The 25,536-nt window shown below is 71.0% G+C and carries 25 protein-coding genes; 14 read left to right on the forward strand and 11 right to left on the reverse strand.

The genetic code is table 11. The annotated features are described in order from the left end of the window. Positions 1 to 8 precede the first annotated feature (8 nt). The gene (locus tag ACIBTM_RS29860; protein ID WP_395880475.1) at positions 9 to 347 is read left to right on the forward strand and encodes an STAS domain-containing protein; all 339 of its coding nucleotides are present in this window, start codon (positions 9 to 11) and stop codon (positions 345 to 347) included. Here the strand turns inward: ACIBTM_RS29860 and ACIBTM_RS29865 are convergent. Continuing rightward, complete coding sequence (locus tag ACIBTM_RS29865) at positions 344 to 1,786, reverse strand: aminotransferase class I/II-fold pyridoxal phosphate-dependent enzyme (RefSeq protein ID WP_395880476.1); 1,443 nt, start codon at positions 1,784 to 1,786, stop codon at positions 344 to 346. The two genes, ACIBTM_RS29860 and ACIBTM_RS29865, sit on opposite strands and share 4 nt — an antisense overlap. Positions 1,787 to 1,797: 11 nt before the next feature. After that, positions 1,798 to 2,130: a plasmid stabilization protein gene (locus tag ACIBTM_RS29870; RefSeq protein WP_395880477.1), complete on the reverse strand. Its 333-nt coding sequence runs from the start codon at positions 2,128 to 2,130 to the stop codon at positions 1,798 to 1,800. A gap of 239 nt (positions 2,131 to 2,369) precedes the next feature. Between ACIBTM_RS29870 and ACIBTM_RS29875 the strand changes: the two genes are divergently transcribed. Further along, positions 2,370 to 3,155: a SigB/SigF/SigG family RNA polymerase sigma factor gene (locus ACIBTM_RS29875; RefSeq protein ID WP_395880685.1), complete on the forward strand. Its 786-nt coding sequence runs from the start codon at positions 2,370 to 2,372 to the stop codon at positions 3,153 to 3,155. Here ACIBTM_RS29875 and ACIBTM_RS29880 read toward each other — a convergent pair. From ACIBTM_RS29880 to ACIBTM_RS29890, 3 genes are read right to left on the reverse strand one after another with little or no spacing between them, the layout of a single operon-like run. Beyond that, positions 3,145 to 3,876 carry a decarboxylase gene (locus ACIBTM_RS29880; protein ID WP_395880478.1) on the reverse strand — a complete coding sequence of 244 codons (732 nt, stop codon included), beginning with the start codon at positions 3,874 to 3,876 and terminating at the stop codon, positions 3,145 to 3,147. The two genes, ACIBTM_RS29875 and ACIBTM_RS29880, sit on opposite strands and share 11 nt — an antisense overlap. A gap of 53 nt (positions 3,877 to 3,929) precedes the next feature. Continuing rightward, positions 3,930 to 4,304, reverse strand: coding sequence for a DUF6292 family protein (locus ACIBTM_RS29885; RefSeq protein ID WP_395880479.1), 375 nt, complete (start codon positions 4,302 to 4,304; stop codon positions 3,930 to 3,932). 42 nt (positions 4,305 to 4,346) lie between these two features. Then, the gene (locus ACIBTM_RS29890; protein ID WP_395880480.1) at positions 4,347 to 4,787 is read right to left on the reverse strand and encodes an Hsp20/alpha crystallin family protein; all 441 of its coding nucleotides are present in this window, start codon (positions 4,785 to 4,787) and stop codon (positions 4,347 to 4,349) included. Positions 4,788 to 4,893: 106 nt separating this feature from the next. On the opposite strand from ACIBTM_RS29890, the gene ACIBTM_RS29895 reads away from it, so the two are divergent. Then, the gene (locus ACIBTM_RS29895) at positions 4,894 to 5,508 is read left to right on the forward strand and encodes an HSP18 transcriptional regulator (RefSeq protein ID WP_395880481.1); all 615 of its coding nucleotides are present in this window, start codon (positions 4,894 to 4,896) and stop codon (positions 5,506 to 5,508) included. A gap of 92 nt (positions 5,509 to 5,600) precedes the next feature. On the opposite strand, the gene ACIBTM_RS29900 is transcribed toward ACIBTM_RS29895, so the two are convergent. From ACIBTM_RS29900 to ACIBTM_RS29910, 3 genes are all read right to left on the reverse strand, one after another. Beyond that, complete coding sequence (locus tag ACIBTM_RS29900) at positions 5,601 to 5,726, reverse strand: hypothetical protein (RefSeq protein WP_007031507.1); 126 nt, start codon at positions 5,724 to 5,726, stop codon at positions 5,601 to 5,603. 83 nt (positions 5,727 to 5,809) lie between these two features. Beyond that, positions 5,810 to 6,556, reverse strand: coding sequence for a nucleotidyltransferase domain-containing protein (locus ACIBTM_RS29905; protein WP_395880482.1), 747 nt, complete (start codon positions 6,554 to 6,556; stop codon positions 5,810 to 5,812). A gap of 86 nt (positions 6,557 to 6,642) precedes the next feature. After that, a complete protein-coding gene (locus ACIBTM_RS29910; protein WP_395880483.1) occupies positions 6,643 to 7,959 on the reverse strand; it encodes a type VII secretion protein EccE in 1,317 nt (438 codons plus the stop codon). Between the two features lie 128 nt (positions 7,960 to 8,087). On the opposite strand from ACIBTM_RS29910, the gene ACIBTM_RS29915 reads away from it, so the two are divergent. Genes ACIBTM_RS29915 through ACIBTM_RS29930 form a run of 4 tightly spaced genes read left to right on the forward strand, consistent with a single transcriptional unit; the run spans position 8,088 to position 14,465 of the window. Continuing rightward, positions 8,088 to 10,217 carry a fibronectin type III domain-containing protein gene (locus tag ACIBTM_RS29915; protein ID WP_395880484.1) on the forward strand — a complete coding sequence of 710 codons (2,130 nt, stop codon included), beginning with the start codon at positions 8,088 to 8,090 and terminating at the stop codon, positions 10,215 to 10,217. After that, positions 10,214 to 11,167 (forward strand): MoxR family ATPase, encoded by a 954-nt coding sequence (locus ACIBTM_RS29920; protein WP_016336476.1) that lies wholly within the window; start codon positions 10,214 to 10,216, stop codon positions 11,165 to 11,167. Before ACIBTM_RS29915 ends, ACIBTM_RS29920 begins: the two co-directional genes overlap by 4 nt. Positions 11,168 to 11,169: 2 nt before the next feature. After that, the gene (locus tag ACIBTM_RS29925) at positions 11,170 to 12,297 is read left to right on the forward strand and encodes a DUF58 domain-containing protein (RefSeq protein WP_395880485.1); all 1,128 of its coding nucleotides are present in this window, start codon (positions 11,170 to 11,172) and stop codon (positions 12,295 to 12,297) included. Further along, positions 12,294 to 14,465: a DUF3488 and DUF4129 domain-containing transglutaminase family protein gene (locus tag ACIBTM_RS29930; RefSeq protein ID WP_395880486.1), complete on the forward strand. Its 2,172-nt coding sequence runs from the start codon at positions 12,294 to 12,296 to the stop codon at positions 14,463 to 14,465. Before ACIBTM_RS29925 ends, ACIBTM_RS29930 begins: the two co-directional genes overlap by 4 nt. A 44-nt stretch (positions 14,466 to 14,509) precedes the next feature. Here ACIBTM_RS29930 and ACIBTM_RS29935 read toward each other — a convergent pair whose 3' ends face one another. Beyond that, the gene (locus ACIBTM_RS29935) at positions 14,510 to 15,928 is read right to left on the reverse strand and encodes a serine/threonine protein kinase (RefSeq protein WP_395880487.1); all 1,419 of its coding nucleotides are present in this window, start codon (positions 15,926 to 15,928) and stop codon (positions 14,510 to 14,512) included. A 102-nt stretch (positions 15,929 to 16,030) separates the two neighbouring features. Between ACIBTM_RS29935 and eccD the strand changes: the two genes are divergently transcribed. Together eccD and eccB are read left to right on the forward strand one after the other, a co-directional pair. Further along, positions 16,031 to 17,413, forward strand: a complete 1,383-nt coding sequence (gene eccD / locus ACIBTM_RS29940) for a type VII secretion integral membrane protein EccD (RefSeq protein WP_395880488.1) — start codon at positions 16,031 to 16,033, stop codon at positions 17,411 to 17,413. A gap of 4 nt (positions 17,414 to 17,417) precedes the next feature. Beyond that, positions 17,418 to 18,851, forward strand: coding sequence for a type VII secretion protein EccB (eccB, locus tag ACIBTM_RS29945; protein ID WP_395880489.1), 1,434 nt, complete (start codon positions 17,418 to 17,420; stop codon positions 18,849 to 18,851). Positions 18,852 to 18,940: 89 nt separating this feature from the next. On the opposite strand, the gene ACIBTM_RS29950 is transcribed toward eccB, so the two are convergent. Then, positions 18,941 to 20,194 (reverse strand): sensor histidine kinase, encoded by a 1,254-nt coding sequence (locus ACIBTM_RS29950; protein ID WP_395880490.1) that lies wholly within the window; start codon positions 20,192 to 20,194, stop codon positions 18,941 to 18,943. Further along, on the reverse strand, positions 20,191 to 20,856 hold the full coding sequence (locus tag ACIBTM_RS29955; protein WP_395880491.1) for a response regulator transcription factor: 666 nt from the start codon (positions 20,854 to 20,856) through the stop codon (positions 20,191 to 20,193). Before ACIBTM_RS29955 ends, ACIBTM_RS29950 begins: the two co-directional genes overlap by 4 nt. 160 nt (positions 20,857 to 21,016) lie before the next feature. Here ACIBTM_RS29955 and ACIBTM_RS29960 point away from each other — a divergent pair, with 160 nt between their 5' ends. The 5 genes from ACIBTM_RS29960 to ACIBTM_RS29980 all read left to right on the forward strand — a co-directional run bounded on the left by ACIBTM_RS29960 (position 21,017) and on the right by ACIBTM_RS29980 (position 25,466). Then, positions 21,017 to 21,670, forward strand: coding sequence for a LuxR C-terminal-related transcriptional regulator (locus ACIBTM_RS29960; RefSeq protein ID WP_395880492.1), 654 nt, complete (start codon positions 21,017 to 21,019; stop codon positions 21,668 to 21,670). Further along, positions 21,670 to 23,328, forward strand: coding sequence for a right-handed parallel beta-helix repeat-containing protein (locus ACIBTM_RS29965; protein ID WP_395880493.1), 1,659 nt, complete (start codon positions 21,670 to 21,672; stop codon positions 23,326 to 23,328). Before ACIBTM_RS29960 ends, ACIBTM_RS29965 begins: the two co-directional genes overlap by 1 nt. 108 nt (positions 23,329 to 23,436) lie before the next feature. Beyond that, positions 23,437 to 24,099 (forward strand): winged helix-turn-helix domain-containing protein, encoded by a 663-nt coding sequence (locus tag ACIBTM_RS29970; RefSeq protein ID WP_395880494.1) that lies wholly within the window; start codon positions 23,437 to 23,439, stop codon positions 24,097 to 24,099. A gap of 63 nt (positions 24,100 to 24,162) precedes the next feature. Beyond that, positions 24,163 to 24,519 (forward strand): hypothetical protein, encoded by a 357-nt coding sequence (locus ACIBTM_RS29975; protein ID WP_395880495.1) that lies wholly within the window; start codon positions 24,163 to 24,165, stop codon positions 24,517 to 24,519. Next, complete coding sequence (locus tag ACIBTM_RS29980; RefSeq protein ID WP_395880496.1) at positions 24,504 to 25,466, forward strand: DUF6177 family protein; 963 nt, start codon at positions 24,504 to 24,506, stop codon at positions 25,464 to 25,466. Before ACIBTM_RS29975 ends, ACIBTM_RS29980 begins: the two co-directional genes overlap by 16 nt. The last annotated feature ends 70 nt before the right edge of the window (positions 25,467 to 25,536 follow it).

The following is a 25,536-nucleotide window of genomic DNA, read 5'->3' on the forward strand; positions in this document are numbered from 1 at the left end:
GTCGATGGATGGCGATCGACTCCGAAGCCGAGCAGGCCGCTCCTCTCGTCGTGACCGAGGCGGCCCGCTCCGAAGAAACGATCACCGTCGAGGTGGTGGGTGACATCGACATTTCGTCCAGCCCCCGGCTGCGGGCCGAGCTGTTCGAAATGCTGGCGGACGGCCCCGGCGCCGCGGTGATCGACATGACCGGTGTCGGTTTCTGCGATTCGTCGGGGCTTTCCGTGCTGGTACAGCTGAATCGGCACTGCCAGGACTCCGGGATCGACCTGAGTTTCGCGCCGTCCAAGGTCGTGCACCGGGCCATCGAGCTCACCGGGCTCTTGCCGACGCTGAGGGTGGCTTAAGCGACGACGCGGACCGTGTCCAGCTCGGGATCCGCGGCGTCGTAGATGAACATGCCCGTCCGGACGCCGGTGCGGAGATAATCGATGATCGCGCCGCTGAACACTTCGCCGGGAGCGATCGCCGGAACCCCTGGCGGATAAGGGCTGATCATCTCCGCGCTGACCCGTCCCCCAGCCTTGTCCAGCGGCACGTGCTCGGCCTCGGCGAAGAACGCGTCGCGCGGCAGCATCCGCATCTCCAGTGTCAGGTCCGCCCCGGAGGGCAGGTCGACCGGTGGCCGGCGCTCGAAGCGATGGTTCGTCAGCCCCCGCAATCCGTGCAGCAGGGCGGAAACGGTGTCCTCGTCGTCGGCGTGGGTGAGCTGCACCGCGATCCGCCGGTGATCGGACAACCCCGTGTGCAGATGGCGTTCGGCGAGATGGTCGGCCGCCTGGTAACCGGTGATGCCGAGGCCGGCGACGTCGATCACGATCTTGAGCGGGTCGTGTTCGAAGGCCAGTGGGTAAAACTCCTCGGCCAGCGCGTGGAGACCGGAGATGCCTTCGATCTCTTCGCGTGCCCGGGCGGCCAGCGTCAGCGCCTTGCTCAACAGTTCCTTGCCGTGCTCGGCCATCTGCCTGCGCCAGCCGTCGAGGGAGGCGTACAGCAGGGCGGAAGTGCTCGTGGTGCCCAGCAGATCCTCCCTGGCCTTGAGCAGGTCCGGTGAAACCCGGTCGCCCCGCAGGTGGAACACCGAGGCCTGCTCCAGCCCGCCGCCCATCTTGTGCGTGCTCGTGACGCACAGATCGGCTTCCCCGTCCATCGCCCAGGTCGGCAGGTCGTCGTGGAACGGATAATGCGCGCCCCACGCCTCGTCGACGATCAGCGGCTTGTCCGCGGCGTGCAAGACGCGGGCGACGCCCCGGAGGTCGGCGCAGGTGCCGTAGTCGGTCGGCGTGATCAGCAGCATGCCTTTGACGTCAGGGGCTTCCGCCAGCGCGGCCTTGGCCTCTTCCGGGCCGGGAGGATGTGCCAGATGGTGCTCCTCGTCGTACCGCGGGCGGACCCAGACCGGGTGCACACCGCTGATCACCAGCCCGGCGACGACGGATTTGTGGGCGTTGCGGGACACCAGAAGCCGTTCGCCGGGGCCGGCGACGGCGAGGATGGCGCTCTTGACCGAAAGCGAACTCCCGCAGGTGGAGAAGAAGGTGTGCTCCGCGTCCACCGCGTCGGCCATCAGCTCCTGCGCCCGGCTGAGGACGCCGCGGGACATCCTGCGGTCGTCCAAACCGTTGAGGGTGAGCAGATCCGACGCGAACGCGTCGTGGCCGAGCAGGTCCAGCACGCGCGGATCCGCGCCGCGGCCCTGTTTGTGACCGGGCGGGGTGAAGGCCAGCCCGCCCGCGCCGCGGTAGGCCTCGATGGCTTCCAGCACCGGTGCGCGCGAGTGGTCCATCGTGCCTCCGATCAGCGGCCGAGGGCGTTCTGCAGTTCCTTCTTGGTCATGCTGGAACGGCCTTTGACGTTGCGCTTCTTGGCCTCGTTGTAGAGCTGGTCCTTGGTCGGCCCGCCGGGCCCCTTCCGGTTGCCGGACCGTTGCCCGCCGCGCTTCTGCGGGGAGGTGTCCTTGGTCGAAGTCTTGCTCGCCGTCTTCGATTCACCCGATCGCGCGCGGTTCTTGTTGACCGTGCGCGCCGCGATCTCCTCGGCGCGTCCGGTGCTCGCGCCGCGTTTCTTCTGCGACGACTTGATGTGCTCGTACTGACGTTCGCGTTTGTCGCTCCAGCTCTGTTCAGGCACGGCTCCTCCTTCGTCGTGACCTGCGGATACCCCCTCGGCCCGCCGGTGAATCCAAAGATCACCCGTCCAGGTCGGGCAGGCGGGCCCGGCGGCCCGATGTTTGCCCTCGCCGGCTTCCGGGTATCAACCGGATAACGAACGGACGGCCCATGTTCAGTCCACAAGGGACGGAGGTTGTTTCGATGAGCGCGCCGTTCCTCATGGAAGGCGTCGACCGGCCCGTCTCACGGGAGCCGAGGATGCCCGCCCCTCGGGATCGCCGGACACGGGGGAAGGACGATTATTCGCATTGCGGCCCCTGGTTCGACGAGCTGGCCGCCTTGCCCGACGGCCATCCGGACCGGCGGCGCCTGCGGGAACGCCTGATCCTCGAACTGCTGCCGATCGCCGAGCACATCGCCGTCCGGTTCAGTGGACGGGGTCAGCCGCGGGAAGACCTGATCCAGGTGGCGCGGATCGGCCTGATGAAGGCCATCGACCGGTTCGATCCCGCACAGGGCGGGGATTTCCTGGCATACGCGGTGCCGACGGTCATGGGCGAGGTGCGGCGGTTCTTCCGCGACACCGGCTGGGCGGTGCACGTCCCGCGCGGGATGCAGGAACTGCGCACCCGGCTTTCGCGCGCGGCCACGGAACTGACCCAGACCCTCGGCCGCGCGCCGACCCCCTCCGAACTCGCCGGGCATCTCGACGTGGACGTCGACACCGTCCGTGACGGCCTGCTCGCCGCGAACAGCTACCAGACCTCGTCGCTGGATCGGCCGGTCAACGACGGCGAGAGCTCGCTTCCCTTGTCCGATGTACTGGGGGGACTGGATTCCCGGTTCGAGCACATCGAGGACCGGCACACCGTGGTCCCGCTGCTCAACCGGCTGCCGGAACGGGAACGGGCGATCGTCACGATGCGGTTCTTCGACGGTATGACCCAATCCCAGATCGCCGAACGCGTCGGGATCTCCCAGATGCACGTTTCCCGCCTGCTCGCGAAGATCTTGCAGGATTTGCGCGGCAGGCTCAGCTCCTGAACAGCGTTCCGAGCCCCTGCCGGACCGGTGGGGTGCCGAGTGCGCGCAGTGCGTCCCAGAGGGTGACCGCGGTGGCCGTCAGCACGGGTTTGCCGAGGCCGCTTTCGAGGTCTTCGAGCAGCGGTGTCGTGTGCAGGGCCGTTTCGGGGATCAGCAGGGCTTCGGCGTCTTCGTGATCGGCCGCGGTCGCCAGTTCGGTGATCCGGCGGCGGTCCCAGGTCGCGAGGGCTCGGTCGGAAGGCGCGTCGGCGGAGACCGAATGAACGGTGACGAATCCCGCCTCGGCGAGGAAATCGACGAAACTCGTGGTCGTGTCGCGGTGATAGACCGAGGCGAGCGCCACTCGCCCGGCCCGTAGGTGGGCGAGCGCGGTGAGATACGCCAAGGAAGTACTGCGCGCGGGAACGCCGAGCCGTTCGCCGAGCACGTTCGCCTGTTCACGCGCGCCGGCGAGGCCGCGCGTGAAACTGCAGCTGGAGCAGGCCCAGCTGACGACATCCGGCGCCGTGCCGAACCGTGCGGCGGCCGAGAGCCTCTCCGGCGCCCCGAGTTCGCGGACGGCTTCGTGCTTACCGGCCGGATCGAGGTCGTCGACCCGGCCGATGTTCTCGCCCCACGGGACGTAGGCGAAGTCCACGGTGAGGTCCGGATCCAGTTTTCGCGCGCACGCGAGGAAATCGTCCTCGCCGCAGTCCCGCGTCGGGTACAGCAGGCCGATCACGGCTCACTCCTTCCAGGTCGGCGCCCTTCGGAGGTACCCGGCGCGGGCCGCGATCATTCGGCGGGCAGGACCCGGAAATCCGGCGGGGTGAGCTGCCCGACGCGATGGTCGTCCTCGCGGACGGCCTTGACGAAGCGCGCGACCTCGGCTGGGCGTGGCGTGGCGGATTTCCCGCCCAGGTAGCGGAGAACGATGAGGTCCTCGCCGGAATGGGTCTCGATCGCCACCGCCCAGCCGTGGACTTCGTCCCACAGCAGGGCGACGTCGCGCTCCGGGTGAGTGGCGAGCCGCTCGTCGAGCGCGACGTACGCCGAAACCGGGTCGTCGAGGTCGACGGTGCAGGACTCGAGGCCGACGCCGAGGACCTCGGTGATCTCGCCGAGATAGCCCCACACGGTGTCACGGGTGTGCGGGTGTCGGACAGGCATGGTGAGCAACGAGGATGTCCTTTCCATCACCGGACGGGACACTCAGCCCTGGATCTCCTTGCGGTCGGACGTGGCGCCGGAGATTTCGATGCGCCGCGGCTTGGCCTTCTCCGCGATGGGGATGCGCAGGGTCAGCACGCCGGCTTCGTATCCGGCCGCGATGCGGTCGGTGTCGAGGGTGTCGCCGAGGAACAGCTGCCGGGAGAAGACGCCGAGCGGGCGTTCGGAAACCTGCATCTGGACGTCCTCGCCCGGCACTGGCCGCCGCTCCGCCTTGACCGTCAGGACGTTGCGTTCGACGTCCAGTTCGATGGCGTCCGCGGTCACGCCGGGAAGGTCGAAGCAGACGACGAACTCGTCGCCGTCGCGGTAGGCGTCCATCGGCATGGTGGCCGGCTTGGACCATGTCCCGGGGTTCGCGGCGCCGAACATCTGCTGGGTCAGCCGGTCCAGCTCGCGGAACGGGTCTGTGCGCATCAACATCGGGTTCCACCTCCTGGGTCCGTTGTCTCTGGTGTCAACACGCACTACTGTTCTAACATGTCATCGAAACGATGACAACCACCAAGTCGTCGATGGGATGACAAAGATGGACGAAGACCCCGCCCGGACCGTGCGCGCGGTGCGCGACGTCGTGGCAGAGGCCCGCTCCGGCGTCGCGGAACCGCAGCGGCTGCTGGCGGCTTTGGCGGCGCTGAAAGAGGTACGTGAACAACTGGCGGCGTGGGAGCCGGAGCTGATCGCGGCGGCTCGCGCGGGCGGAATCAGCTGGACGGCGCTCGCTCCGGCATTGGGGGTCGCGAGCCGTCAGGCGGCGGAGCGGCGGTTCCTGCGGTTGCGGCCGTCCGTCAGTGGTGAGAGCACGGGCGAGGCGCGGGTCGACGCGGAACGTGACCGGCGGGCGGGCGATCGCGCGGTCGCGGAGTGGGCTCGGCGTAATTCGGCGATCCTGCGGCAACTCGCCGGTCAGGCCGGCGCGCTGCCCGGGCTGGACGCCGAGGCCAGGGAAAGCGCGGACAGGCTGAGCGCCGTGCTCGGCGAGGACGACGTCACCGGTCTCCTCGCCCCGCTGGCCGACCTGCGCGCCCGATTGCCGCGTGAGCACACCGGGTTCGCCGAACGGCTCGGCGAGATCGGCATGCACACCGAGCAGGTCCGGCGGGACGCCGTCGACGACCGGCGGGATCGCCAATCCTCACGGTGACGATGTCGCGAAAGCCACTTTCGCGACGTCTGACGTCCCGAAAGTGGCTTTCGCGACGCGTCTCGGCCGGAGCGCGCATCGCGGCCAGTGCGCTACTGGCAGGCTTCGCAGTCCGGGTCGTCGATGCGGCAGGCGGCGCCGTCGGTGAGCGGGAAGTCGAAATCGTCGAGCGCGGGGACGGCCAGGGCGGTCTCTTCCGGCGTGGCGGTGGCGGACATGTCTCTCCCTCGGTACGGAACTTGGTCTCATCTCTCTGTAGCGCTGAAGATCGCCGGTCATTCCGTGACCCGCGCCACAGGGATCAGACCGTCCGGAACAGCGTTTCCGCGTCGTCCACCGCCTTCGCGAGGACGCCGGGGTCCGCGCGCAAACCGGTGAGGATCGTGTCGATCCCGCGCAGGCCCGCGCGCCCCAGCAGCCGTTTCTCGTTGGTGACCCACTCGCCGCGGGCGGCGAGGACCGCGTGCGCCGTCTCCATGGCGGCGGTGGCCAGCGCGCCCGCGACCTCCGTGGCCTGCCCGCGCGGGACGAAGGCGCCGCGGGTGTACCGCAGCGTCAGCTCGGCGCGGCCCCGCCACATCTCCGGAGCCGTCTCCCGCAACGCTTCCGGGTAGTCCGGCCGTGGCAAATCGCCGCGCAGCACGCGGTTGACCGCGAGTTCCGCGACGGGCAGGTAGCTCGGGACGCCCGCGAGGTGGAACATCAGCGGCTCCCAGTGGAACCGGCCTTGCCGTGCCTCGGCGAGATGGTGTTCGACGGCGTCCAGGTCGCGGTAGTGGACGTCGACCTGCTTGCCGTCGATCGTCAGCCAGGCGCCGCCGTTGAACACGCCACCGCCCCAGGCGCCGATCTCGGAGACTTCGCCGTCCCAGCCGGCGGCGCGCAGGTCGGCCGGGTCGAAGCCGCCGCGGTAGTAGACGGCGAAATCCCAGTCGCTGTCAGGACCGTGGGTGTCCTGGGCGCGGGATCCGCCGAGGGTGACGGCGTGCACGGCGGGCAAGGCGGCTAGGCCGTCGGCCACGTGGGCAAGGAAAGTGTCATCGTTCATCGCGTGAAGATCGTAAGGCCCCGCCCGGGGTGGAAGCGACAGGTTTTGAGCGCGCGCCCGCTCTGTCCACAGTGGACTCCTCGGGCTCAACCGGCCCCGATCGGCAGCGTGGCGGCCACTCCCTTGGCGTGCCTGCCGTCGAGCCGGTCCAGTGTGATCCCGCCCCGGCGCGCGGCGAGTTCCAGGTCCCGCACCGCGTGGTCCACCGCCTGCGCCCCCGCGGCCGCGATCCGGATCGCGGCGCTGACGCGGGGTTCGGTCTCGGCGGCGCTCCGGCGCGCGGTCACGGCCAGGGTCACCGCGGATCCGGGAGCGGCGGCGAGCAGACGGCGTGACAGATCCGCCGCGAGCGCCGGGGGAAGCGCGTCCCAGCCGTCGAGGCGGAAGGTCGCCTGGCAGATCGGCCCGCTGTGCCAGAACCGCCAGTCTTCGCGGATCCGTGCCCGGCCCGCCGTCACGTGCGCCAGCGACGCCAGCGTGCCGAGGACCTCGTTCTCGCTGAGTGCCCGCACCGGCAGGCCGTCGCGGCGAAGCTGCCGCCGCACGCGCCTGACCGTGTTCCCCAGTGCCTGCCGTACATCGGCGTCGCGGTGGACGTCGGCGGTGCGCAGCGCCTGCAGCGCGACCCAGCCACGCGGCGGCCGGGAGCGGTCCGCGCCGATATGGTGGATGACCTGCGCGGCGACGTCCAAGGCCTGCTCGCGGGACGGCGGCAGCAAGGACGGCGGCGACGGCATCGGCTGCTCGCGGGCGGCGGATTTCGGTTGCAGCACAGCGGCTATCCCGTCGGCGCGGCTGACCATGAACACCGTCTCGTCGCCGATCTCGCCGGTGATCCCCGTCGCTTCCGGCGACAGCAGGCGCAGCAGCGCCCGGCCCGCCTCGCCCGAGCTCCGGAGATCCCGGTCACGGTCGCGGGTCAGGTAACCCGCCGCCGAACCGAGCCAGGCGTAGAGCCAGCGTCCGCGAATCCGCACGGCGGTCAGCGCGAGTACCACCACGGCGGCGGTGACCACCGCGGCCGCCAGCGGCCAGGGCCGCCCCGCCACCAGGACGAGCGCGACGAGGACGAGCTGCCAGCAGACGATCTGCGCCACCCCGATCCCGCCGATCCGGCCGGGCCGCCGTCCTCGGCCGGGCGACGGCGGATTCGGCCGCGGCGGACCGGGCGCGGGGGCGGGGACCGGCGCCGCCGCGGACCATCGCGGTCGCTGCTCCGCCTGGCGAGCCGCGGTGAGCGCGGCCAGCGCGGCCTCACGGGCGGCTGCCCGCGCGGCGGGCGCGGCGTAGGCGAGCGGATCGGGCGCGGCCAGGGTCCGCGGTACGGCCGGGGCGATTTGGGGGAGCGGCGGGGGTGGTGCGGGGTACCGCCCGTCCGTCCTCGCCGCGCCGAGATCGGTCATCGTCGTGCCTCCTCGAACCGGGTCGCCTCAGCCTGCCCGGCGAACATGAGGTTTCGATGACACGGCGTCCGCGAGCACGGGACAGGCTGTTTCATCGAAATTTCATGGTCGCTCTCTAGCTTGATCGCGTGAACACCGACGAGCGGGGCACGAAGCGGTTCAGCGTGGTCGCCAGGACGAGAATGGCCGTGGCGCTGGTGGTCGCCGGCTGCCTGGCGCTGGTCGGGCTGGCCGTGACCGGACAGGCGGCGACCCCGGAACGGCTGGAGTTCGTCCAGGTCGGCCACTGGGTCTACAACGACGCCGCCCAGTCCGCGTTCCACGTCGACGGCTCGACGAACCGCGTCGACGCGCGCGCGGACGTACCCGGCGCGAACGGCAGCCAGGTCGCGCAAGGGGACGGTTCCGGTTACGTGGTCGGGCGGAACCGCATCACGGAGTTCGACAAGGCGACCTTGAGCGTGGAGGAGTCCACACCGCCGCCCGCGCCGGAAACGCCGTTCGTGATGGAGATCGCGGGTGGCCCGTACCTGGTCTACCGCAACGCCGGGCAGATCGTGCGGCTCGGCGACCCGGCCGCGACGGTGCCCGCAGGGGGGCCACTGTCCCGGCCGGTCGCGACCACCGACGGGACGGTGTGGGCGCACCGCGTCGACAACGGCTCGATCTGTGATCTGCCCAAGGGCGCCGCCGTCATGACCTGTCCCGCTCAGCTCCCGCCCGGGCACGGCGGCGGGCTCACGCTCGTCGGCGACCGGCCGGTCGTGCTCGACACCACCGGCGACAGCCTCCACCGCGTCGGCCCGGACGGGCTCGGGGACGGCCTTCCGCTCGGCATCAAGCTTTCGCCGTCGGCGCAGGTCGCCAACAGCGCAGTCGGCGACCGGCTGGCCATCGCCGACCCCGAGCGCAACCAGCTCCACCTCATCGACATCAGCGGCCTCGACCAGGACCGCCCTTCCGCGAAGCCGATTTCGGTCGAGCTCACCAAGGGCAGCCGGTTCAACGGCCCGCTCTCCTCCTCGAACGTCGTCGCCATGGTCGACGAGACCCGCGGCGAGGTGCTGACCTACGACGTCGCCGGCAAGCTCAAGTCCACCGCGAAGGTGCCGGGCCAGGGCACGCCGCCGAGGCTGGCCAAGGGCGAGGACAACCGCATCTACGTCGACAGTTCCGACGGCTCGCACGTGCTGGTCGTCAACGGTGAGGACGGCACCGTGGTCGACGTCGACGTCGACAAGGCGGCCAACACCCAGACCGCCGGCGCGCCGTCGGCCGATCCGGAACCGTCCGGCGACCAGCCCCCGCCTCAGCAGGACCAGCGACAGCAGGCGCCGCCGAACACCCAGCAGGCACCCCCACCGGTGGCGAAGGCGACTCCGCCCGGTGCGCCGAGGAAGGTGAGCGCGAGCTCGGGGGACGGCTCGATCAAGGTCTCGTGGAGCCCGGCGGCGGACAACGGCGCGCGGATCACCGGCTACCGGGTGACCTGGACCGGCGGTTCGACCAGGGTGGGCGGATCGTCGAGGGGAACCACGATTTCCGGGCTGACCAACGGAACCCCGTATGTGGTCACCGTGGTCGCGGAGAACTCGGCGGGCCTCGGGGTCGGTGCCAGCGCCAAGGCGGTCATCCCGGGACCCGCGAACCGGCCTGCCGGGGCGCCGGTCGTCACCGCGAAAGCCACCGCCGACGGCAAGGTTTCGGTGAGCTGGACCCAGCCCGACCTCCGTGGTGGCACGCTGGTGCACTACCTGGTGAGCGTGACGGGCCAGGGCCAGCGCACGGTTTCGGCCACGTCCGCGGAGTTCACCGGGGTCACCGGTACCGCGACCGTCACGGTCCGCGCGGTGACGAAATTCGGTTCGGGAGCGGCGATCAACGGTGCCGCCGGGAGCCGGAAGGTCACCGTGCCGGTGGCTTCGGGGCCGCCGACGATCACGATCACCCAGGTGCGGAGCAAGGACAACGCGCTGTACGTTTCCGTGAACGCCAACGGGAAAGGTGTCTCCGCGACCTGCACGGCCGAGTTCTTCAGCGAGACCAAGCCGACGGCCTGTTCCGGAGCCACGACCCTGACCATCTCCAACGTCGCCTGGATCGGCTCCATCACGATCACCGCGACCATCAAGACCTCCGCGGGTACCGCCACGGACACCTGGCGAGGTGTGCCCACGGTGAACGGCGGCGCGCTCGTCTGGCTCGGCCCGATGGCGTTGGTGGGCCTGCGCCGACGAAAGGAAAAGGAACTTCTGTGACGCTCACACCCAGGGTCGCCTTCGAGCAGATCGCCGAGAACGTGCAATCGGTGGTGCGCGGGAAGCCGGAGGTCGTCCGGCTCACCGTGGCGGCGCTGTTCGCCGAAGGGCACCTGCTGATGGAGGACGTGCCCGGCGTCGGCAAGACGACGATCGCGCGCTGCGTCGCCGCCAGCATCGGCGGCCGGTGGAGCCGGATCCAGTTCACCCCCGACCTGCTGCCCGGCGACATCACCGGCGTGATGGTCTACCACCAGAACAACGAACGTTTCCAGTTCCACCCCGGCGGCATCTTCGCCAACGTGGTGCTGGCGGACGAGATCAACCGGGGCACGCCCAAGACACAGGCCGCGTTGCTGGAGGTGATGGCCGAACGACGGGTCACCGTCGATTCGGTCGGCCAGGCGGTGCCGAGGCCGTTCCTCGTGGTGGCCACGCAGAACCCGATCGAGCTGGAGGGCACCTACCGGCTGCCCGAAGCGCAGCTCGACCGGTTCCTCATGCGCATTTCGGTCGGCTACCCGGATCTGGAATCCGAGATGCGGGTGGTGATGGGGGACTGCGCCGGGGTGACGCCGGACGAACTGAAGCCGGTACTGGGCATCGCCGACGTCCAGTCGGTCATCGACGAGGTCCGGAAGTCCCATCTGGCACCGGAGATCGTCAACTACGCGGTCCGCCTGGCCGCGGCGAGCCGATCGCATCCCGACGTCCGCTACGGCGCGAGCCCGCGCGGCAGTATCGCGCTGATCCGGGCGGCACAGGGACTCGCCGCCACCTTCGGCCGCGACTTCGTCACCCCGGACGACGTCAAGGACGTCGCGCATCCGGTGCTCGACCACCGGCTCGTGCTGACCCCCGACGCCGAACTCAACCAGCGGCGGACCGCCGACATCGTCGACGAGCTCCTGGGCGCGACGGCCGCTCCCATGGCCGCGATGGGGAGGTAGGCGTGCGGCTCACCCGCCGCGGCGTCATCGTGCTGGCCTTCGCCGCCGGGTTCTACGCCCTCGGCGAGCTGGCCGGATACACGTTTTTCCGTGCCTTCGCGGGGATCGCGGCCGGCGCGGTACTGATCGCGCTGGCCACCACCAGGTTCCGCCCGAAGGTGGAGATCGGCCGGACCGTCCAGCCGGATCGGGTCGAACGCGGCAAGCCCGCGCTGGCCTCGCTCGTCGTGCGCAACACCGATTCGCGGCGGCACGGCGGTTTCGCCGCGGCGGACGGTATCGGCGGCGAAACGCACAGCCTGCGGGTCCGCGCGCTCGCCCCCGGCGCGGAAGCGACGTACCACTACGAACTTCCGACGACGACCCGCGGGAAACTCCGGGTCGGCCCGCTCGTCGCGCACCGGCCCGACCTGTTCGATCTCGCGCGCGGCGATCAGACCGTCGGGAGCTCCGCGTGGTTGTGGGTGCACCCGCGACGGCACGCCGTGCGCGCGGCGCAGGCCGGTCATCCGCGCCACCACCACGAGGGCCCGATCACCGACCCGCCGCTGCGCGGTTCGGCGGATCTGCGCGCGGTGCGGGAGTACGTGGTCGGCGACGAGGTCCGGCATCTGCACTGGAAGGCGACCGCCAGGACCGGGCGGCTCATGGTGCGCGAGTACGCCGACCCGGCCCAGCCCCGGTTCACCGCCGTACTCGACACCCGGCCCGCGTCGATGAGCCCGGCCGTTTTCGAAGAAGCCGTCGAGGTGGCGGCCTCCCTGTTCTACGCGTCGGCGTCGGCGGGGCAGCACTGCCGTTTCATCACGTCCGCGGGCGCGGACACGCTGACCGACAGCGGGGTGCGTGCGGCGAGGACGCTGCTCGACGAACTCGCGCTCGTCACCCAGGACGCGGCGGACGACGCGCCGCTGCTGCCCTCGGCGCTGGCCGCCGCCGAACGCCCCGGTGGGGTGCTGGTGCTCGTCACCGGTCCCGACGCCGATCTCGGTCACGCCGCCCGCTGGCGGCCCGACACCGTGGTCCGGCTCGGTGATCTCCGGCCGTCGGCAGGCTCCGGCGGCTTGATCGTCGCGGTCGACGCCGCCGGTGCCGCGGCACAGTGGAATTCCCTGGTGGGCAAGTCATGAGCGACCGATTCGACCGGATCGCGGTCGCCGCGCTGCTCGGCGCGACCGGGATCGCCGGACTGCTGTTCGCGCCCGTGTTCGGCTGGGCGGCGCTGCTCGTCCCGGTGCTCGTGGTCGTCCTCGTCGCGTACGGCTGTGCCGAACTGACCGCGAAGTTCCCCAAGCTGACCGCCTACCGGCCGCTGCTCGTCGCGTTGCTCGGCCTGCTCGGGCTGATCGAGACGGTGCTGACGTCGACCACGCTCGCCTTCCTGCCGACCGGCGCTTCGGTGCAGGGGCTGGCGCGCGGCCTCACCGAAGGCTGGCGGCTCACGCTGCAGTCCACCTGGCCCGCGCGGCCGATCCCCGAACAGCTGCTGTTCGTCCCGCTTTCGGTGCTGCTCGCCGTCGTACTCGGCCTGGAACTGTTGCTGCGTCTCAAGAAGCCGCTCGTGGCGCTCGTGCCCAGCCTGGCCGTCGCCTGCCTCGCTCAGGCTTATCAGGCGTTGACGGGTGGCTTCGCGGTGGTGGCCGCGCTGGCCTACGCGCTGCCCGCCGGGCTCCTGCTGTGGTCGGGCCGTCGCGTCCGGTCGGTGGGCCGGGCACCCGGTGGCCCTCGGTTCTCCTGGCGGGTGACCGGCTCGGCGGTCTGGCCCGCACTGTCCACTGTGGTCGCTCTCGTCGCCGGGGCGGCCGCGTTCGCCTGGCTCGACCCGGTCGGCCGCGATCCGATGACACTCAAGGACACCCAGGCCGCGCCGCCGCCGAGGAGCAGGGTCGGCAACCCGCTGGACGAGATCGCCCAGCGGCTCATCCGGCCGGGCGAGGAGGTGTTCCGCTACCGCGGTGACACCCCGGTCGATCAGTGGCGCCTGATCGTGCTGAACGGTTTCGACGGGTCGAACTGGCTGTCCGACTCCCGGCTCCGCAGGCTCGGCGCGGGACTCGACGGCGCCCCCGGTGGCGTGGGGGGAACCGCCGAGCTGAAGGTGCGCGGGCTGTCGGGACCGTGGCTGCCGAGCCATCAGGATCTGACCGGTGTGGACGGTCTGACCCCGCTGGTGGACCAGGCCGCGGGCACCTTGATGACGGAATCGCCGTCGACGGGCCAGGAACGGAACTACCGGCTCAGCTGGTCGTCACCCGAGGTCGATCTCGGTTCCGGGGAGATCGACCCGCGGGCGGGCGGGCTCGGCGGACTCGGCGCGGTGCCGCCCGACGTGGAGAACGTGGCGAAGGACGCCGTGCGCGGTCTGCGCCCGACGTTCCAGTCCGCCTTGCAGCTGGAACGCTTCCTCAGCACGAACTATCAGGTCGCGACGGGTACGGAGGAGCTGCCGACCGGACACGGCTGGCCGCAGCTGAGGCACTTCCTGCTGGAAAGCAAGCGGGGCACGAGCGAGCAGTTCGCCGCCGCGTACGTCGTCCTGGCGCGGATGAGCGGTATCCCGGCCCGGCTCGTCGTCGGGTTCCGGGGTTCGGCCGAGACCGACGGCGGGATGCACGTCGTCCGCAACCGCGATGTCCTGGCGTGGCCCGAAGTCGCGGTCGACGGGGCGGGCTGGGTGGCACTCGACCCGACCGCCGCGGCGGGCAAGGCGGAGCGGAACCAGGCAGGTCCTGGCAAGGCGGTCGCCCGCGCGCGGGCCCAGCTGCCCGCCGAACAGCAACTGCGGCCGCCCCAGCTCCCGCCGGGCACGCCTGCGGAAACCGGCGAGGACCAGAGCGCCGAAGCGGGGATGAGCTGGTGGTGGCCGTCGCTCGTGGCCGCGATCGTCCTTTTCGGACTCCTTTGGCTCGCCGGGGTTCCGGCGGCCAAGGTCGTCCGTGCCCGGCGGCGGCGTCGACGGTCCGGTGCCGAAGGCGTGCTCGGCGCGTGGGACGAGATCCGCGACCGGTTACGCGCGCACGGCGTGCCGTTCCGGATCGGGATGACCCCGCGCGATCTCGCCGAATCGGCCGGATCCCTTGCCGGGGAAGGGATCCGCGAACCGGTCGCGCGGCTGGCCAAGGTGCTGGACGTGACACTGTGGTCCGGGGTCCCGGTGGGCGACGGTTCGGTCCGGAGGGCGTGGCAGGAGGTCGGCGAGGTACGCCGGGGACTGGCCACCAGACCGTTCGCGGCTCGGGTGCTGGCGGCACTCGAGCCGCGGACCCTGGTCCCGATCAAGGGACGTAAAGAGGGCTGAAGGGAGCTTTCCCCGCATGTCATGCGGGGAAAGCTCCCTTCATCTCACGGGTTGCAGCGGGCGCCCCGGATCGCGACCGGTTCGGTGGTGTAGATGTGCCGCCCGTCGGTCGCCCTGAGCTGGAAGCAGTACCGGCGCGCCGGGTCGACGGGGACGTCCATGCTGCGCTGCCGGTGGGCGACGAGCTGTTTCGTCTCGAGCCGCTCGCCCGCCATGATCACGACGAAGTCCAGTTCGCCTTCCGCGGTCCAGGTCAGCTGCACGTGATCGCTCTGGTCCTGCGGCGGCGCGAGGGCCAGCTTGACGTCCGGCGCCGGCGCGGAAGCCGCTGCGGGCGACGGGATAGCGGCCGCCACCGGAACGGCCTGCCCGCCGATCTCCGCCGGTCCGAGTACCAGCGGCAGCACGGCCAGCCCGGCGGCGAGCACCCCGGCGCCCGCCAGCGCGACGGGCTTCCATGGCAGCCCGCGTTCGGTTTTGAGCGGACCGCTGAACTCGCGGATCAGGGTGCGGCCGCCCCTCGGCGGCGCCTGCACCACCTGGACCGGCGCCGGGGCCGCGTGGACCGGGGCGGCGGGCCGGTGAACCTCGGCGAAGTCGTCGAATTCGACTTCGGCGTCTTCTTCTTCGCTTGGCAGGTCCGAGGAATCGCCGGTGACGATCTCGCCACCGGGACGGCTCAGCTTCGTGAACAGCCGTGCCAGCGACGCGACGTCCTGCGGCCGGTCGGCCGGTTCCTTGGCCAGCAACCGCAGGATCGTGGCGGCGAGTTCGCCTGGGACGGCCGGATCCTGGATCGGCGCGACCGGCTCCCGCAGCACCTGGAGGATCCGCTCGCCGGGCTGCTGCCCGGTGTGGCGGGGAAACGGCGGCGTTCCGGTCAACGCGACGTAGAGCACCGCGCCGAGTCCATAAAGGTCGGACGCGGGGGAAAGCGTGTCGTCGCGCAGGGTTTCCGGGGCGGTGTACTCGACCGCGTACATCGGGTCGCGCGGGAATCGCCGCCGCAGGGCCACCCCGAAGTCGGCGAGCACGAACTCGCCGGACGCCCGGTACAACACGTTGTGCGGGCTCACTCCGCCGTGCAGGACGTCCGCGCCGTGCGCCGCGGCGAGTGCCGACGCGATCGCGGCGCCGAGGGCGAGCACGTCGGGAACACCCAGCCGGGCACCGGAATCCAGGACACCGGCGAGTGAACCCGGGCACAGTTCGCGGCGGATACCGGACCGGCCGTCGGGATGGGTGAGGACGTCGTCGATCTGCAGGACCGAGCGCGTCGAGCGCACGGCGGCCAGCGCCTTCCGCTCTCGTTCGAGCCACGCGGAGGTCTCGCGGTCGAAGCCGCCGGGGAACATCTTGATCGCGAAGTCGTTGCCCGTGGCGGGATCCCTGCCCGCGTACACGGTGGCGATGGGGCCCTGGGCGAGCAGCCTCGGTCCGCCGACTCCTGTCTCGATGCTCATGACCCCATTGTCGCGCAAGAAGTCCGGATCCGGAGCACTTTCCCGGCGGCAGGTTCCTGCCGCCGGTACCCGGCGGACCCGTCGCTGGCCGACCCTTTTCCCATGCAGACTGCCGGCCTGGTCAGGGTCACCATCACCACTCCGCACCGGCGCATCGACATGGCGCTGCCGGAACACGCGTCCGTCGCCGAAATCCTCCCCGGCCTGCTCGCGCGGGCGGGGGAAGGGATGGCTGACGACGGGGTCGCCGGCGGCGGCTGGCAGTTGCGCCGCGCCGACGGGACGGCCTTCGATCTGGACCGGACGCTGGGCGCGCACCGGGTCCGGGACGGGGAGATCCTCCATCTGACACCGCGCCGCGCCGAATGGCCGGAGCCCGAGTACGACGACCTCGTCGACGCGATCGCCACCGGCTCCGGCCGCACCGGCAAGGCCTGGGGGCCGCGCCACACGCGGCAGGCCGGGCTGGCCGTCGGCGCGGTGGCGATGTCCTTCGGTCTGCTCGCTGTGCTGCGCGCCGGTCCGCCTTGGACGTTGCCGGCGGCCTGGGCGCTGGCGGTCTCGGCGTTGTTGCTGGCGGCGGGTGTCCTGCTCGCGCGGGCCCTGCGCGACGCCGGGGCCGGGGCGGTGCTGGCCGCGGTCGCACTCCCGTTCGCCTTCGCCGGCGGCGGGCTGCTGCTGGCGGGCGACGACCCGATCGGCGAGCTGTCCGCCGGGCACCTGTTGTCGGCGAGCGCGGCGCTGCTGCTCGCGGCCGTCGTCGGCCACCTGGGGGTGACCGCCGCGCCCGCCCTGTTCTCGGGGGCCGCCACCGTCGGCCTGCTCGGGGTGCTCGGCGGCTGGCTGGCCACCTTCGACGATCTGGCGGGCTACCGGTCGGCGGCGGTGATCGGCGGCGGGGTGCTCGTGCTCTCGACCACGTTCGCGCCGCTGTCGCTGCGGCTCGGCCGGGTGCCGATGCCGGTGCTGCCGCGGTCGACCGCGGATCTGGTCCGCGACGATCCACAGCCACCGCTCGACCTCGTGCACGCCGCCGTCGCCAGAGCGGACGCGCTGCTCACCGGGATGCTGGGCGGGGCGGCGATCGTCGCCATGTACTGCCAGCTGCAGCTGATCCGCGGCGACAGCGAGGCCGCGGTCGTCCTCGTCGCCCTCCTCGCGGCCGGATTCCTGGTGCGGGCACGGCTGTATCCGATCCTGCGGCAGCGGACACCGATATTGGTGACCGGGATCTTCGGTGCCGGATGCCTGCTGGCGGGCCCGCTCATGGCGGACCGCTCGCTGCTGCTCGTCCTGGCCGGACCGCTTTCCCTGGCGGTGGCGGCGGGTGTCATCGCCTCCGGTGTCGTGCTGAGCACCCGCGCCGCCAACCCGTATCTCGGCAGGATCGCCGAGTACTTCGAGATCCTGGTGACGATCGCCGTCGTCCCGGTGGCGTGTTCGGTGCTCGGCCTGTACGGCTACGTGCGCGGACTGGGGGGCTGAAACCATGGCGTCCAAACGGGATCAACTGCAGGCGTACCAATTCCTGGTGCAGCGCGCGATCTCCGCGCTCGTGACGAGGGAGACCGATCCGGAGCAGCCGCCGTTCCGCCGTCCGTCCGGCGCCGCTTTCGCCAGTGTCGCACTGGCGATCGTGGCGCTGGCGTGCGTCGGGGTCTACGGGATGATCGTGCCCGGCGGGAACAACGCCTGGCGCAAGAACGCCGCCGTCATCGTGGAGAAGGAGAGCGGGACCCGGTACGTCTACCTGGACGAACGGCTGCATCCCGTCGCGAACTACGCCTCCGCCTTGCTGCTGCTCGGCGAACACGGCACCACGGAACGGGTTTCGCGTGAATCCCTCGCCGGAGTCCCGCGAGGGCCCAGGATCGGTATCGCGGACGCTCCGGACGGCTTGCCCGGCCCCGAAAAACTGCTCACCGGATCGTGGTCGCTGTGCTCCGCGCCCGCGAGCGATCTGGCGGGCAGCCGGATCGAGGAATCGGTGCTGCTGGCGGGCGCCTCGCCGTCCGGCGGTGCGGAACTGGGGGACCAGGCGCTGCTCGTGGAATCGACGTCGACGGGCGACCGGTTCGTCGTCTGGCGCGGGCATCGGCACCGGATCAACGACTACGGCGCCGTCGGCACCGGGCTCGCGCTGACCGCCGAACCGTGGGCGCGGGTCGGCCGGGCATGGCTCGACGTGCTCCCCGAAGGCACGCCGATCGGCCCGCTGCCGGTGGCGGCGGCGGGCGAGGTGTCCACCGCGGTACCGGGCCGGACCGACATCCGGAACGGGATGCTGCTGATGGTGCGGACCTCCGGCGGGGGACAGCAGTACTACCTGGCCGAACGGGACGCCCTGCGGCCGATCAGCGAACTGCAGTACGACGTCCAGCGCGCGAGCGCCCAGATGCTCGCCGCTTATCCCGGCAGCGAACCGAAAACCGTGTCGCTGCCGCCTTCGCTGGCGACCATGTCCCGGCAACTGGACCCCGTTCAGGCCGACGCGGGCGCCGCACCCGCCACCCGCCCGGCGATCGCGCGCCTGCGCGACCAGGACACCACCGTGTGCGCGACCTTCGGCGACGGTTCCGCTGCCCCCGCCCTGACCGTCGACCCCTCGATCCCGCCCGCGGATCCGATGTCCACCACCGCCCGCCGGACCGCCTCCGGGACCCCGCTCGCGGACCGCGTCCACGTGCCGCCCGGCAGCGCGATCGTCGTCGAAGCGATGCCCTCCGCGCAGGCGCCTGCCGGGACGCTGACCGTCGTGACCGACATGGGGCGCCGCTATCCGCTGGCTTCCCCCGACGTGCTGAAGATGCTGGGCTATCCGTCGGCGCGTCCGGTGCGGCTGCCCGCCGGTCTGGTGGCGCGGCTGCCCGAGGGGCCGAGCCTCGATCCCGTGGCCGCGCGGCGCCAGACACTGGGCGGCTGACGGGACTTTCCCGCGTCTGACGCAATTAAGGGAGCTTCCCCGCATGGTGATGCGGGGAAGCTCCCTTCAGTCCGGTGCCGACGGCGAAGTCAGTTCGGGCTGACCGGGAACCGCAGTTCGAAGATCGCGCCGCCCTCGTCGGCGTTGTACACCGCGAGCGTGCCGCCGTGCGCCTGCGCGACCCACCGCACGATCGACAGCCCGAGCCCGGAAGAGCCGCCGGTGCTGGCGAACCGGTCGAAGGCGTCGCCCGCCATCGTCGTGTCGATCCCCGGGCCGTGGTCGGCGACGGTCACGGTGCCGCCGGCGACGGTCAGGTGCACGAACGCCTTCGAACCCGGGTGGCGGCCGTAGCGCATGGCGTTGTCGAGAAGGTTCCCGATCGCCCGTTGCAGCAGCGCGGGATCGGCGTTGACCTTCGTGGGCGCGGCGGTGACGGTGACTTCGGCGCCTTCTGTCGCGGTGTCCTCGACGATGCCCACCACCAGCTGATCGAGCCAGATCGGCTGGATGCTCAGCTGTTCCACACCCGCGGCCAGCCGGGCGCGGACGAGCAGGTCGTCGATGATCCCGCCCATTCTCGCGGCGAGCCGGACGGTGCGCGGCAGGAGTTCCGCGGACTGCGCGGGGTTGGCCATCGCGGTTTCGGCGAGCGCGCGCAGGGCGGCGACCGGGGTGCGGAGATCGTGCGCGGTTTCGGCGAGCAGGACCTCCTGCTGCTGCAAGGCCGCGGCCGCGGGGCGGATCGAGCGGCCGGACAGCAGGTGGCCCGCGAAGCCGAGTATCGCGACCAGCAGCACGGTGCCGCCGATCACCAGCAACGTGAACCGGGTGTGCGCGGCGTCTTCGGCCTCGATGGACTGCACCGCGACGACGGCCGCGAACGTCTTGCCGTCGCTGTCGCGCAGCGGTTCGGCGCGAACCTTGACCATGGCGCCGTCGGTCGCCTTCTGGTGCCCCTGCACCAGCTTGCCGGTCTTCATCGCCTCGGTCGCCAGGCTGTTCAACAGCTGCGCGCTCATCGGGACGCAGTTGGCCCGCGAAAAGTGCGGCTGGAAGGCGGGCGCTCCGCCGGGCAGGATCGCGAACTGGGGGCAGCGGTCGTTCAGCACGTCGGTGTTGACCAGACCGAAGCCGATGGTGCCGTCGAATTCGACCAGCCTGCTGACCGACGACGTGACCTGGGTCAGCGCGGCGTCGATCCGTTCATCGCCCTGGTCTCCGTCCTCGTTGATGAGCAGCCACGCGAAGACGACCAGCCCGAGCGTGTTCATCACGGTGAACAACGCGGTCAGCGTCCAGCGCAGCCGTCGCAGCCGGTCGGCCGAGGAGTGGGTGTTCACCGGGCGCCCAGCCGGTAGCCGAGGCCGCGAACGGCGTGGATCAGCTCGGGTTCCTTCAGCTTGCGGCGCAACCGCTTCACCACCACATCGACCACATTGGACATCGGATCGGCCTGAGCGTCCCAGCAGTGCTCGATCAGGTCGGCCCGCCGCACGGGCAGGCCCGCCCTGGTCAGCAGGTATTCGAGCACCGCGTACTCCTTGTTGGTCAAGGTGAGCAGCACGCCCGCGCGGCGCACCTCACGCCGCGCGCAGTCCATCACCAGGTCTTCGTGCTGCAACACCGAAGGCCGGTCGAACGCGGACCGGTGACACAGGTTCGCCACCCGCTCGGTCAGCTCGGCCATCACGAACGGCTTCACGAGGTAGTCGTCGCCGCCGTGCTCGAAACCCGCCACCCGGTCGGCGAGCGTGTCGCGGGCGGTGAGGAACAGCACCGGTGCCCGCCAGCCCAGCTGCCGTCGCATGTGGACGTATTCGATGGCGTCGCCGTCCGGCAGCATCCGGTCCACCACCACGCAGTCGTGGTGCGTCCCGCGCAGCAGCCGGTCCGCGGTCGCGATGTCGCCCGCCTCGTCGACGGCGAAGCCGGCCGCGCGCAGCTGCGTGACCAGCGCGAGCCGCAGATTCTCGTCGTCTTCGACGACCATCACCCGTGTCATCAAAACCTCATGTTCGGACAGCGAAAGTAGACGCGTGCAGTTCCCGGTGCCCCTGAACGCTAACGCGTCGGGTGCCCGTGACCGCCCGGGCGGCGGGGAACTGGCATGAACAGGACGTCGTCGGCGGCACCGCGCCGGGGGGAAGAGGGAGGTACCTGCGATGACCGTGCAGACCGGCCAGCTCAGTCTGGTCACGGGAGCGGGCTCGGGCGGCGACCGGGCGGGGCTCGGCGAGCTGCTCGCGGAAGCGACCGGCGAGGTGCTCGTGATGAGCACGGGAACGGACACCGCGTTCCAGCGCATCGCGCTCGCGAACGTGCGTCCCGGCGTACGTCACAAGGTGCTCTTCCCCGATTCCGCGCGGATGTCCGGCGCGCTGAACCGGATGTCGCGGGCGGGTGCCGAGGTGCGGACCGACGCCGAGGTCCCGATGGACGCGCTGGTGATCGACCGGACTTCGGTCGTTCTTCCGGCGGAAGGCAGGCAGGCCGGTTCCGCGGTGTTCCGGCTGCCCGGCGTGGTCACCGCGACGGTCGGGCTGTTCGAGCGGATCTGGCAGACCGCCGCCCCGCTCGTGCCGCTCGACATCCCGCGGCCCGAGGACGCTTCGATCCTGACCTGCCGCGAACAGGAGCTGCTGACGCTGCTCTTCTCCGGTACGACCGACGAATCCGCCGCCGCGCGGCTCGGCGTCTCGGTGCGCACGGTGCGCCGGATGGTCGCCGACATCATGAACCGGCTGGGTGCCCGCAGCCGGTTCCAGGCGGGCGCCAAGGCCGTCGACCGCGGCTGGCTGATGGCGAAGGCGGGCTGATGACCACCTCGATCCCCGGCCGCGCGATGCTCGTCGCGCGGCGGCCCGGTGCCTTCCCGAGCATCGGCGACGCACTGCTCGAAGCGTCCGAGGGCGCGGTCATCACCATCGAGGGAGGGGAATACCCGGAGACCATCGAAGTGACCGGTCTCCGGGTGACCCTTGCCGCGGCGAGGGGTGCCAGCGTGGTCATCGACGGCCGCGGTGCCGACCGGCCTGTCGTCCGTGCCACCGGCGGAGGGCTTGTCCTGAACGGGCTCGAGCTGCTGGCCGACACGTCGTCCGCGGTCGTCACCGACGACACCGAATTGGTCATGGATCGCTGCACCGTCTCAGGCGGCCGCGGTCCCGCGGTCACTCTCCGCGGGACCGCGGCCTTCACCGTGACCGGCTGTGTGATCTCGGCGGCTGAGCAGGGGATTGCCGTCGACGGCGCTCCGGGCAGGATCGAAGACACGACCGTCGAGGACGTGACCGGTGACGGGATCACCATCGGATCCGGCGCTGATCCGGTCGTCCGCAACTGCACGGTGACCGGATGCGGGCTGCGTGGTTTCTACGTCTACCAGTACGCCCGGCCCGTTCTCGAAGGCTGCGCGATTTCGAACGCGGGCCATGAGGGTATCGCCGTGGCGCACCACAGCGCGCCCGTGTTGAAGCGATGCACCGTCAGCGAAGTGGGCGGTGCCGGGATCGTGTTCGGCGCCGGCTGCGGCGGCTCCGTCACCGCCTGCCGGGTCGAGAACACCGCCGAACCGGGGATCGCGATCGCCGACGGCGCGACCGCCACCGTGACCGCGGCGGCGGATCCGGCGGGACGTGCGAGTTCCGGTGACTTCGAACTCGACGAGATGCTGGCCGAACTGGACGCCATGATCGGCCTGCCCGGGGTGAAGGAAGAGGTACACGCGCTCGTCGACGAGTTGCAGGTCAACGAATGGCGCCGCCGGGCGGGGCTGCCGATCGGCGCCGCCGCGCATCACCTGATCTTCGCGGGTGCGCCGGGCACCGGTAAGACGACGGTCGCGCGGATCTACGGCAAACTGTTGAAGGCACTGGGAATCCTGCCGCGGGGGCAGTTCCGCGAGGTCTCTCGCCGGGATCTCGTCGGGCAGTACATCGGGCATACCGCGGAGAAGACGGCCACCGTGTTCGAGGAGGCCAAAGGGGGCGTCCTGTTCATCGATGAGGCGTACACGCTTTCGCGGCTCGCCGGTTCGGGCGGCGACTTCGGCCAGGAGGCGATCGATACCCTGGTCCCCTTGATGGAGGAGCATCGCGACGAAGTGGCGGTGATCGTTGCCGGGTACACCGGCGAGATGGTCGATTTTCTCGCCGCCAACCCCGGTCTCGCGTCCCGGTTCGGCAAGACGATCGAGTTCGAGGACTACAGTCCTGGCGAGCTGCTCTCCATCTTCGGGCGCATGGTGACCGCGGGTGACTACGAACTCGATCCTGATGCCGCCCCGGTGCTGACCGAGCACTTCCAGCGTGTTTCCGGCGACGTCAATTTCGGCAACGCGAGGGACGCGCGCCGTCTGTTCGAAGGGGCGCGCAAGGCGCAATCGCAACGGTTGCGGCTGCTGGGCCGGATGCCGACCGTCGAGGAACTGCGCGGGTTGCACGTGGCCGACGTGGCGGTGGCGATCACACGCTGATGCCTTGCGGAAGGTCGGTCGCGGACACTGGTTCACCTGTACACACTGCTGCCTTGCGGAAGGTCGGTCGCGGACACGGGTTCACCTGTACACGCTAACGTGGCCAGTGTGCGGGTGCTGGTGACCGAGGACGACGAGAACTTGCGGGTGGCGCTGGAATTCGCGCTGCGCGGGGACGGGTTCGCGGTGGACACCGCCGCCGATCTGCCCGGCGCCGACGAGGCGCTGATGGTGAACGCCTACGACTGCGCGGTGTTCGACCGGATGCTGCCCTCGGGCGACGCGCTGGCGTACGTCCGCAACCGGCGCGGCGTCGGTTGGCCGATGCCGGTGCTGTTCCTGACCGCCCGCGACAGCGTCGCCGACCGGATCGACGGTCTGCGCGTCGGCGGCGGTGACTACCTGGTCAAGCCGTTCGCGATGCCGGAACTGATCGCGCGGGTGCGCAGCCTGTGCCGCCGGGACATGGCCGGGCAGGCGGTGGTCCTGCGCTGCGCCGACGTCGAACTCGACACCGGCAGGCACCAGATCTCGCGGGCGGGGGTGCTGCTCACCGTGACCCGCAAGGAGTATCTGGTCATGGAGCGGCTGATGGCCGCGACCGGGCGGCCGGTCTCGCGGCGGGAACTGATCCGGTACGCGTGGGACGAGATGGCCGATCCGGCGTCGAACGTGCTGGACGTCGTGATCGCGCGGCTGCGGCGGAAGCTCAAGGACCCGCCGCTGATCCACACCGTCCGGGGATCCGGGTACCGGATGGCGCCGCTCTGACCAGGGGCGGCAGGTTCCGGCCAGCGGCGGTCACGGCCATCCTGGCGGACGTCTAATCACTTCGTGACCTTCGACATCATCGGTCTGTGCGCGGAACGGCCGGATCCGGCGGCCGCCATAGCGGCGGTCCTGCCGCTGAGTGGCGGGCTGACCGCGTCGACGGCGAAGGGGCGGCCGTTGGTTCAGCTGTGCCATCCCGACGGCCGGTTGCTGCTGAGCATCGAGGAGGCCCGGTTGGTGCGCGTCCCCGGCGAGGTACGGCGGGTGCTCGGCATCGGCGGCGAAACCGAGGTACCGCATCCGGTGTGGTGGGTGGAGTGCCGCGCACCCGAAAGCGACCCGGAGGCGGAGGCCGTCGCGAGGGCGTTCACCGACACGCTGGTGGGCGGGACGGGAGGATTGTCGTGGTCGAGCAGGTGACCGGGCATCCGGCCGCTGATTGGGCCACCTCGGAGGCGTTGATCGTCGAGCAGTCCCGTGGTGTCGTGCCCGCTTCCTCGTGGGTGCTCGACGCGGCGCGATCCGCCTTGCGGAGCAAGAGGATTCTCCAGTTGCTCACGCCGGGGGAAAGCCGGATCACCTATCCGATGGAGCTGCTGCTCTCCGACGCCGCGGCCGAGTGGATCGTGCAGGAGGACGACGGCCGTTACCGCGACGGGATCCGTGGTGTCCCGATGAGCTGGACCGGAACGCGTTTCGCCCGCGATCCCGGCAGGCGGGCCGCTCTGCCGGTGGAGCCGGATATCGACTCCGGCGACCTGGAGATGCGGATCAGCATCGTGCATCCGGCAGGGGAGCCGCTCCGGCTCGGGACCGCCGTCGAAGCGGCGCTGCGCGCGCTGACCGGCGAAGCACCCACCGGATGGGGCAACGCCGAGCCCGCCACTCAGCCCTGGTCGGCGGAGGAGGTCACCGAATACTGCCGGAACCGGGCGCCAGGGCACACCCAGCTCCTCGTGGTCGGCCCCGGAATGACGGGACAGCTGCGCGTTTCGCCCGCGGATCGGGGCCTGGTCGAGGAGACGCTGCTCAGCGGCCCTGTGGCCGGGACCGTGCGCCCGGACGACGTCGCCGCGCTAGCCGGGCAGGTCGCCGGGACCGCGCGGCTGATGCTCGTCGCGGTGCATCCCGGTCGGCGCGGCGGTTCGCGTTCCAGCGCGCCGAGTCGTCCCGCTTTGCCTTACGGACTCCTTGCCGGACAAGAGATAGTCGCGGTGCGCGGGGTGGAGCACGCCGAGCGTGCCCCGGCCGCGCGGGTCGAGATCCTCGGGTCCGCGGCCTGGTGCACGCTGGACGGCGGCCCGCGGCCACCGTACGAGCAGCTGGCCGACCTCCTGCGGCACTTCGGCCTGCCGGACTCCTCCTGAGGCTTGCCCCTGAATGGCGCGTGAAGGCCCCCTTCCCTCGGCTGAGCCGAGGGAAGGGGGCCTTCACGCG

It is taken from the genome of Amycolatopsis sp. NPDC049868 (genome assembly GCF_044461365.1).
Taxonomy (GTDB): Bacteria; Actinomycetota; Actinomycetes; order Mycobacteriales; family Pseudonocardiaceae; genus Amycolatopsis.

What these genes read in the sequence shown, in the direction of transcription:
- ACIBTM_RS29860 (WP_395880475.1), top strand. Translation starts at nt 9, where the DNA reads ATGGCGATCGACTCCGAAGCCGAGCAGGCCGCTCCTCTCGTCGTGACC.
- ACIBTM_RS29865 (WP_395880476.1), bottom strand. Translation starts at nt 1,786, where the DNA reads ATGGACCACTCGCGCGCACCGGTGCTGGAAGCCATCGAGGCCTACCGC.
- ACIBTM_RS29875 (WP_395880685.1), top strand. Translation starts at nt 2,370, where the DNA reads ATGCCCGCCCCTCGGGATCGCCGGACACGGGGGAAGGACGATTATTCG.
- ACIBTM_RS29885 (WP_395880479.1), bottom strand. Translation starts at nt 4,304, where the DNA reads ATGCCTGTCCGACACCCGCACACCCGTGACACCGTGTGGGGCTATCTC.
- ACIBTM_RS29890 (WP_395880480.1), bottom strand. Translation starts at nt 4,787, where the DNA reads ATGTTGATGCGCACAGACCCGTTCCGCGAGCTGGACCGGCTGACCCAG.
- ACIBTM_RS29895 (WP_395880481.1), top strand. Translation starts at nt 4,894, where the DNA reads ATGGACGAAGACCCCGCCCGGACCGTGCGCGCGGTGCGCGACGTCGTG.
- ACIBTM_RS29900 (WP_007031507.1), bottom strand. Translation starts at nt 5,726, where the DNA reads ATGTCCGCCACCGCCACGCCGGAAGAGACCGCCCTGGCCGTCCCCGCG.
- ACIBTM_RS29905 (WP_395880482.1), bottom strand. Translation starts at nt 6,556, where the DNA reads ATGAACGATGACACTTTCCTTGCCCACGTGGCCGACGGCCTAGCCGCC.
- ACIBTM_RS29910 (WP_395880483.1), bottom strand. Translation starts at nt 7,959, where the DNA reads ATGACCGATCTCGGCGCGGCGAGGACGGACGGGCGGTACCCCGCACCA.
- ACIBTM_RS29930 (WP_395880486.1), top strand. Translation starts at nt 12,294, where the DNA reads ATGAGCGACCGATTCGACCGGATCGCGGTCGCCGCGCTGCTCGGCGCG.
- ACIBTM_RS29935 (WP_395880487.1), bottom strand. Translation starts at nt 15,928, where the DNA reads ATGAGCATCGAGACAGGAGTCGGCGGACCGAGGCTGCTCGCCCAGGGC.
- eccD (WP_395880488.1), top strand. Translation starts at nt 16,031, where the DNA reads ATGCAGACTGCCGGCCTGGTCAGGGTCACCATCACCACTCCGCACCGG.
- eccB (WP_395880489.1), top strand. Translation starts at nt 17,418, where the DNA reads ATGGCGTCCAAACGGGATCAACTGCAGGCGTACCAATTCCTGGTGCAG.
- ACIBTM_RS29955 (WP_395880491.1), bottom strand. Translation starts at nt 20,856, where the DNA reads ATGACACGGGTGATGGTCGTCGAAGACGACGAGAATCTGCGGCTCGCG.
- ACIBTM_RS29960 (WP_395880492.1), top strand. Translation starts at nt 21,017, where the DNA reads ATGACCGTGCAGACCGGCCAGCTCAGTCTGGTCACGGGAGCGGGCTCG.
- ACIBTM_RS29965 (WP_395880493.1), top strand. Translation starts at nt 21,670, where the DNA reads ATGACCACCTCGATCCCCGGCCGCGCGATGCTCGTCGCGCGGCGGCCC.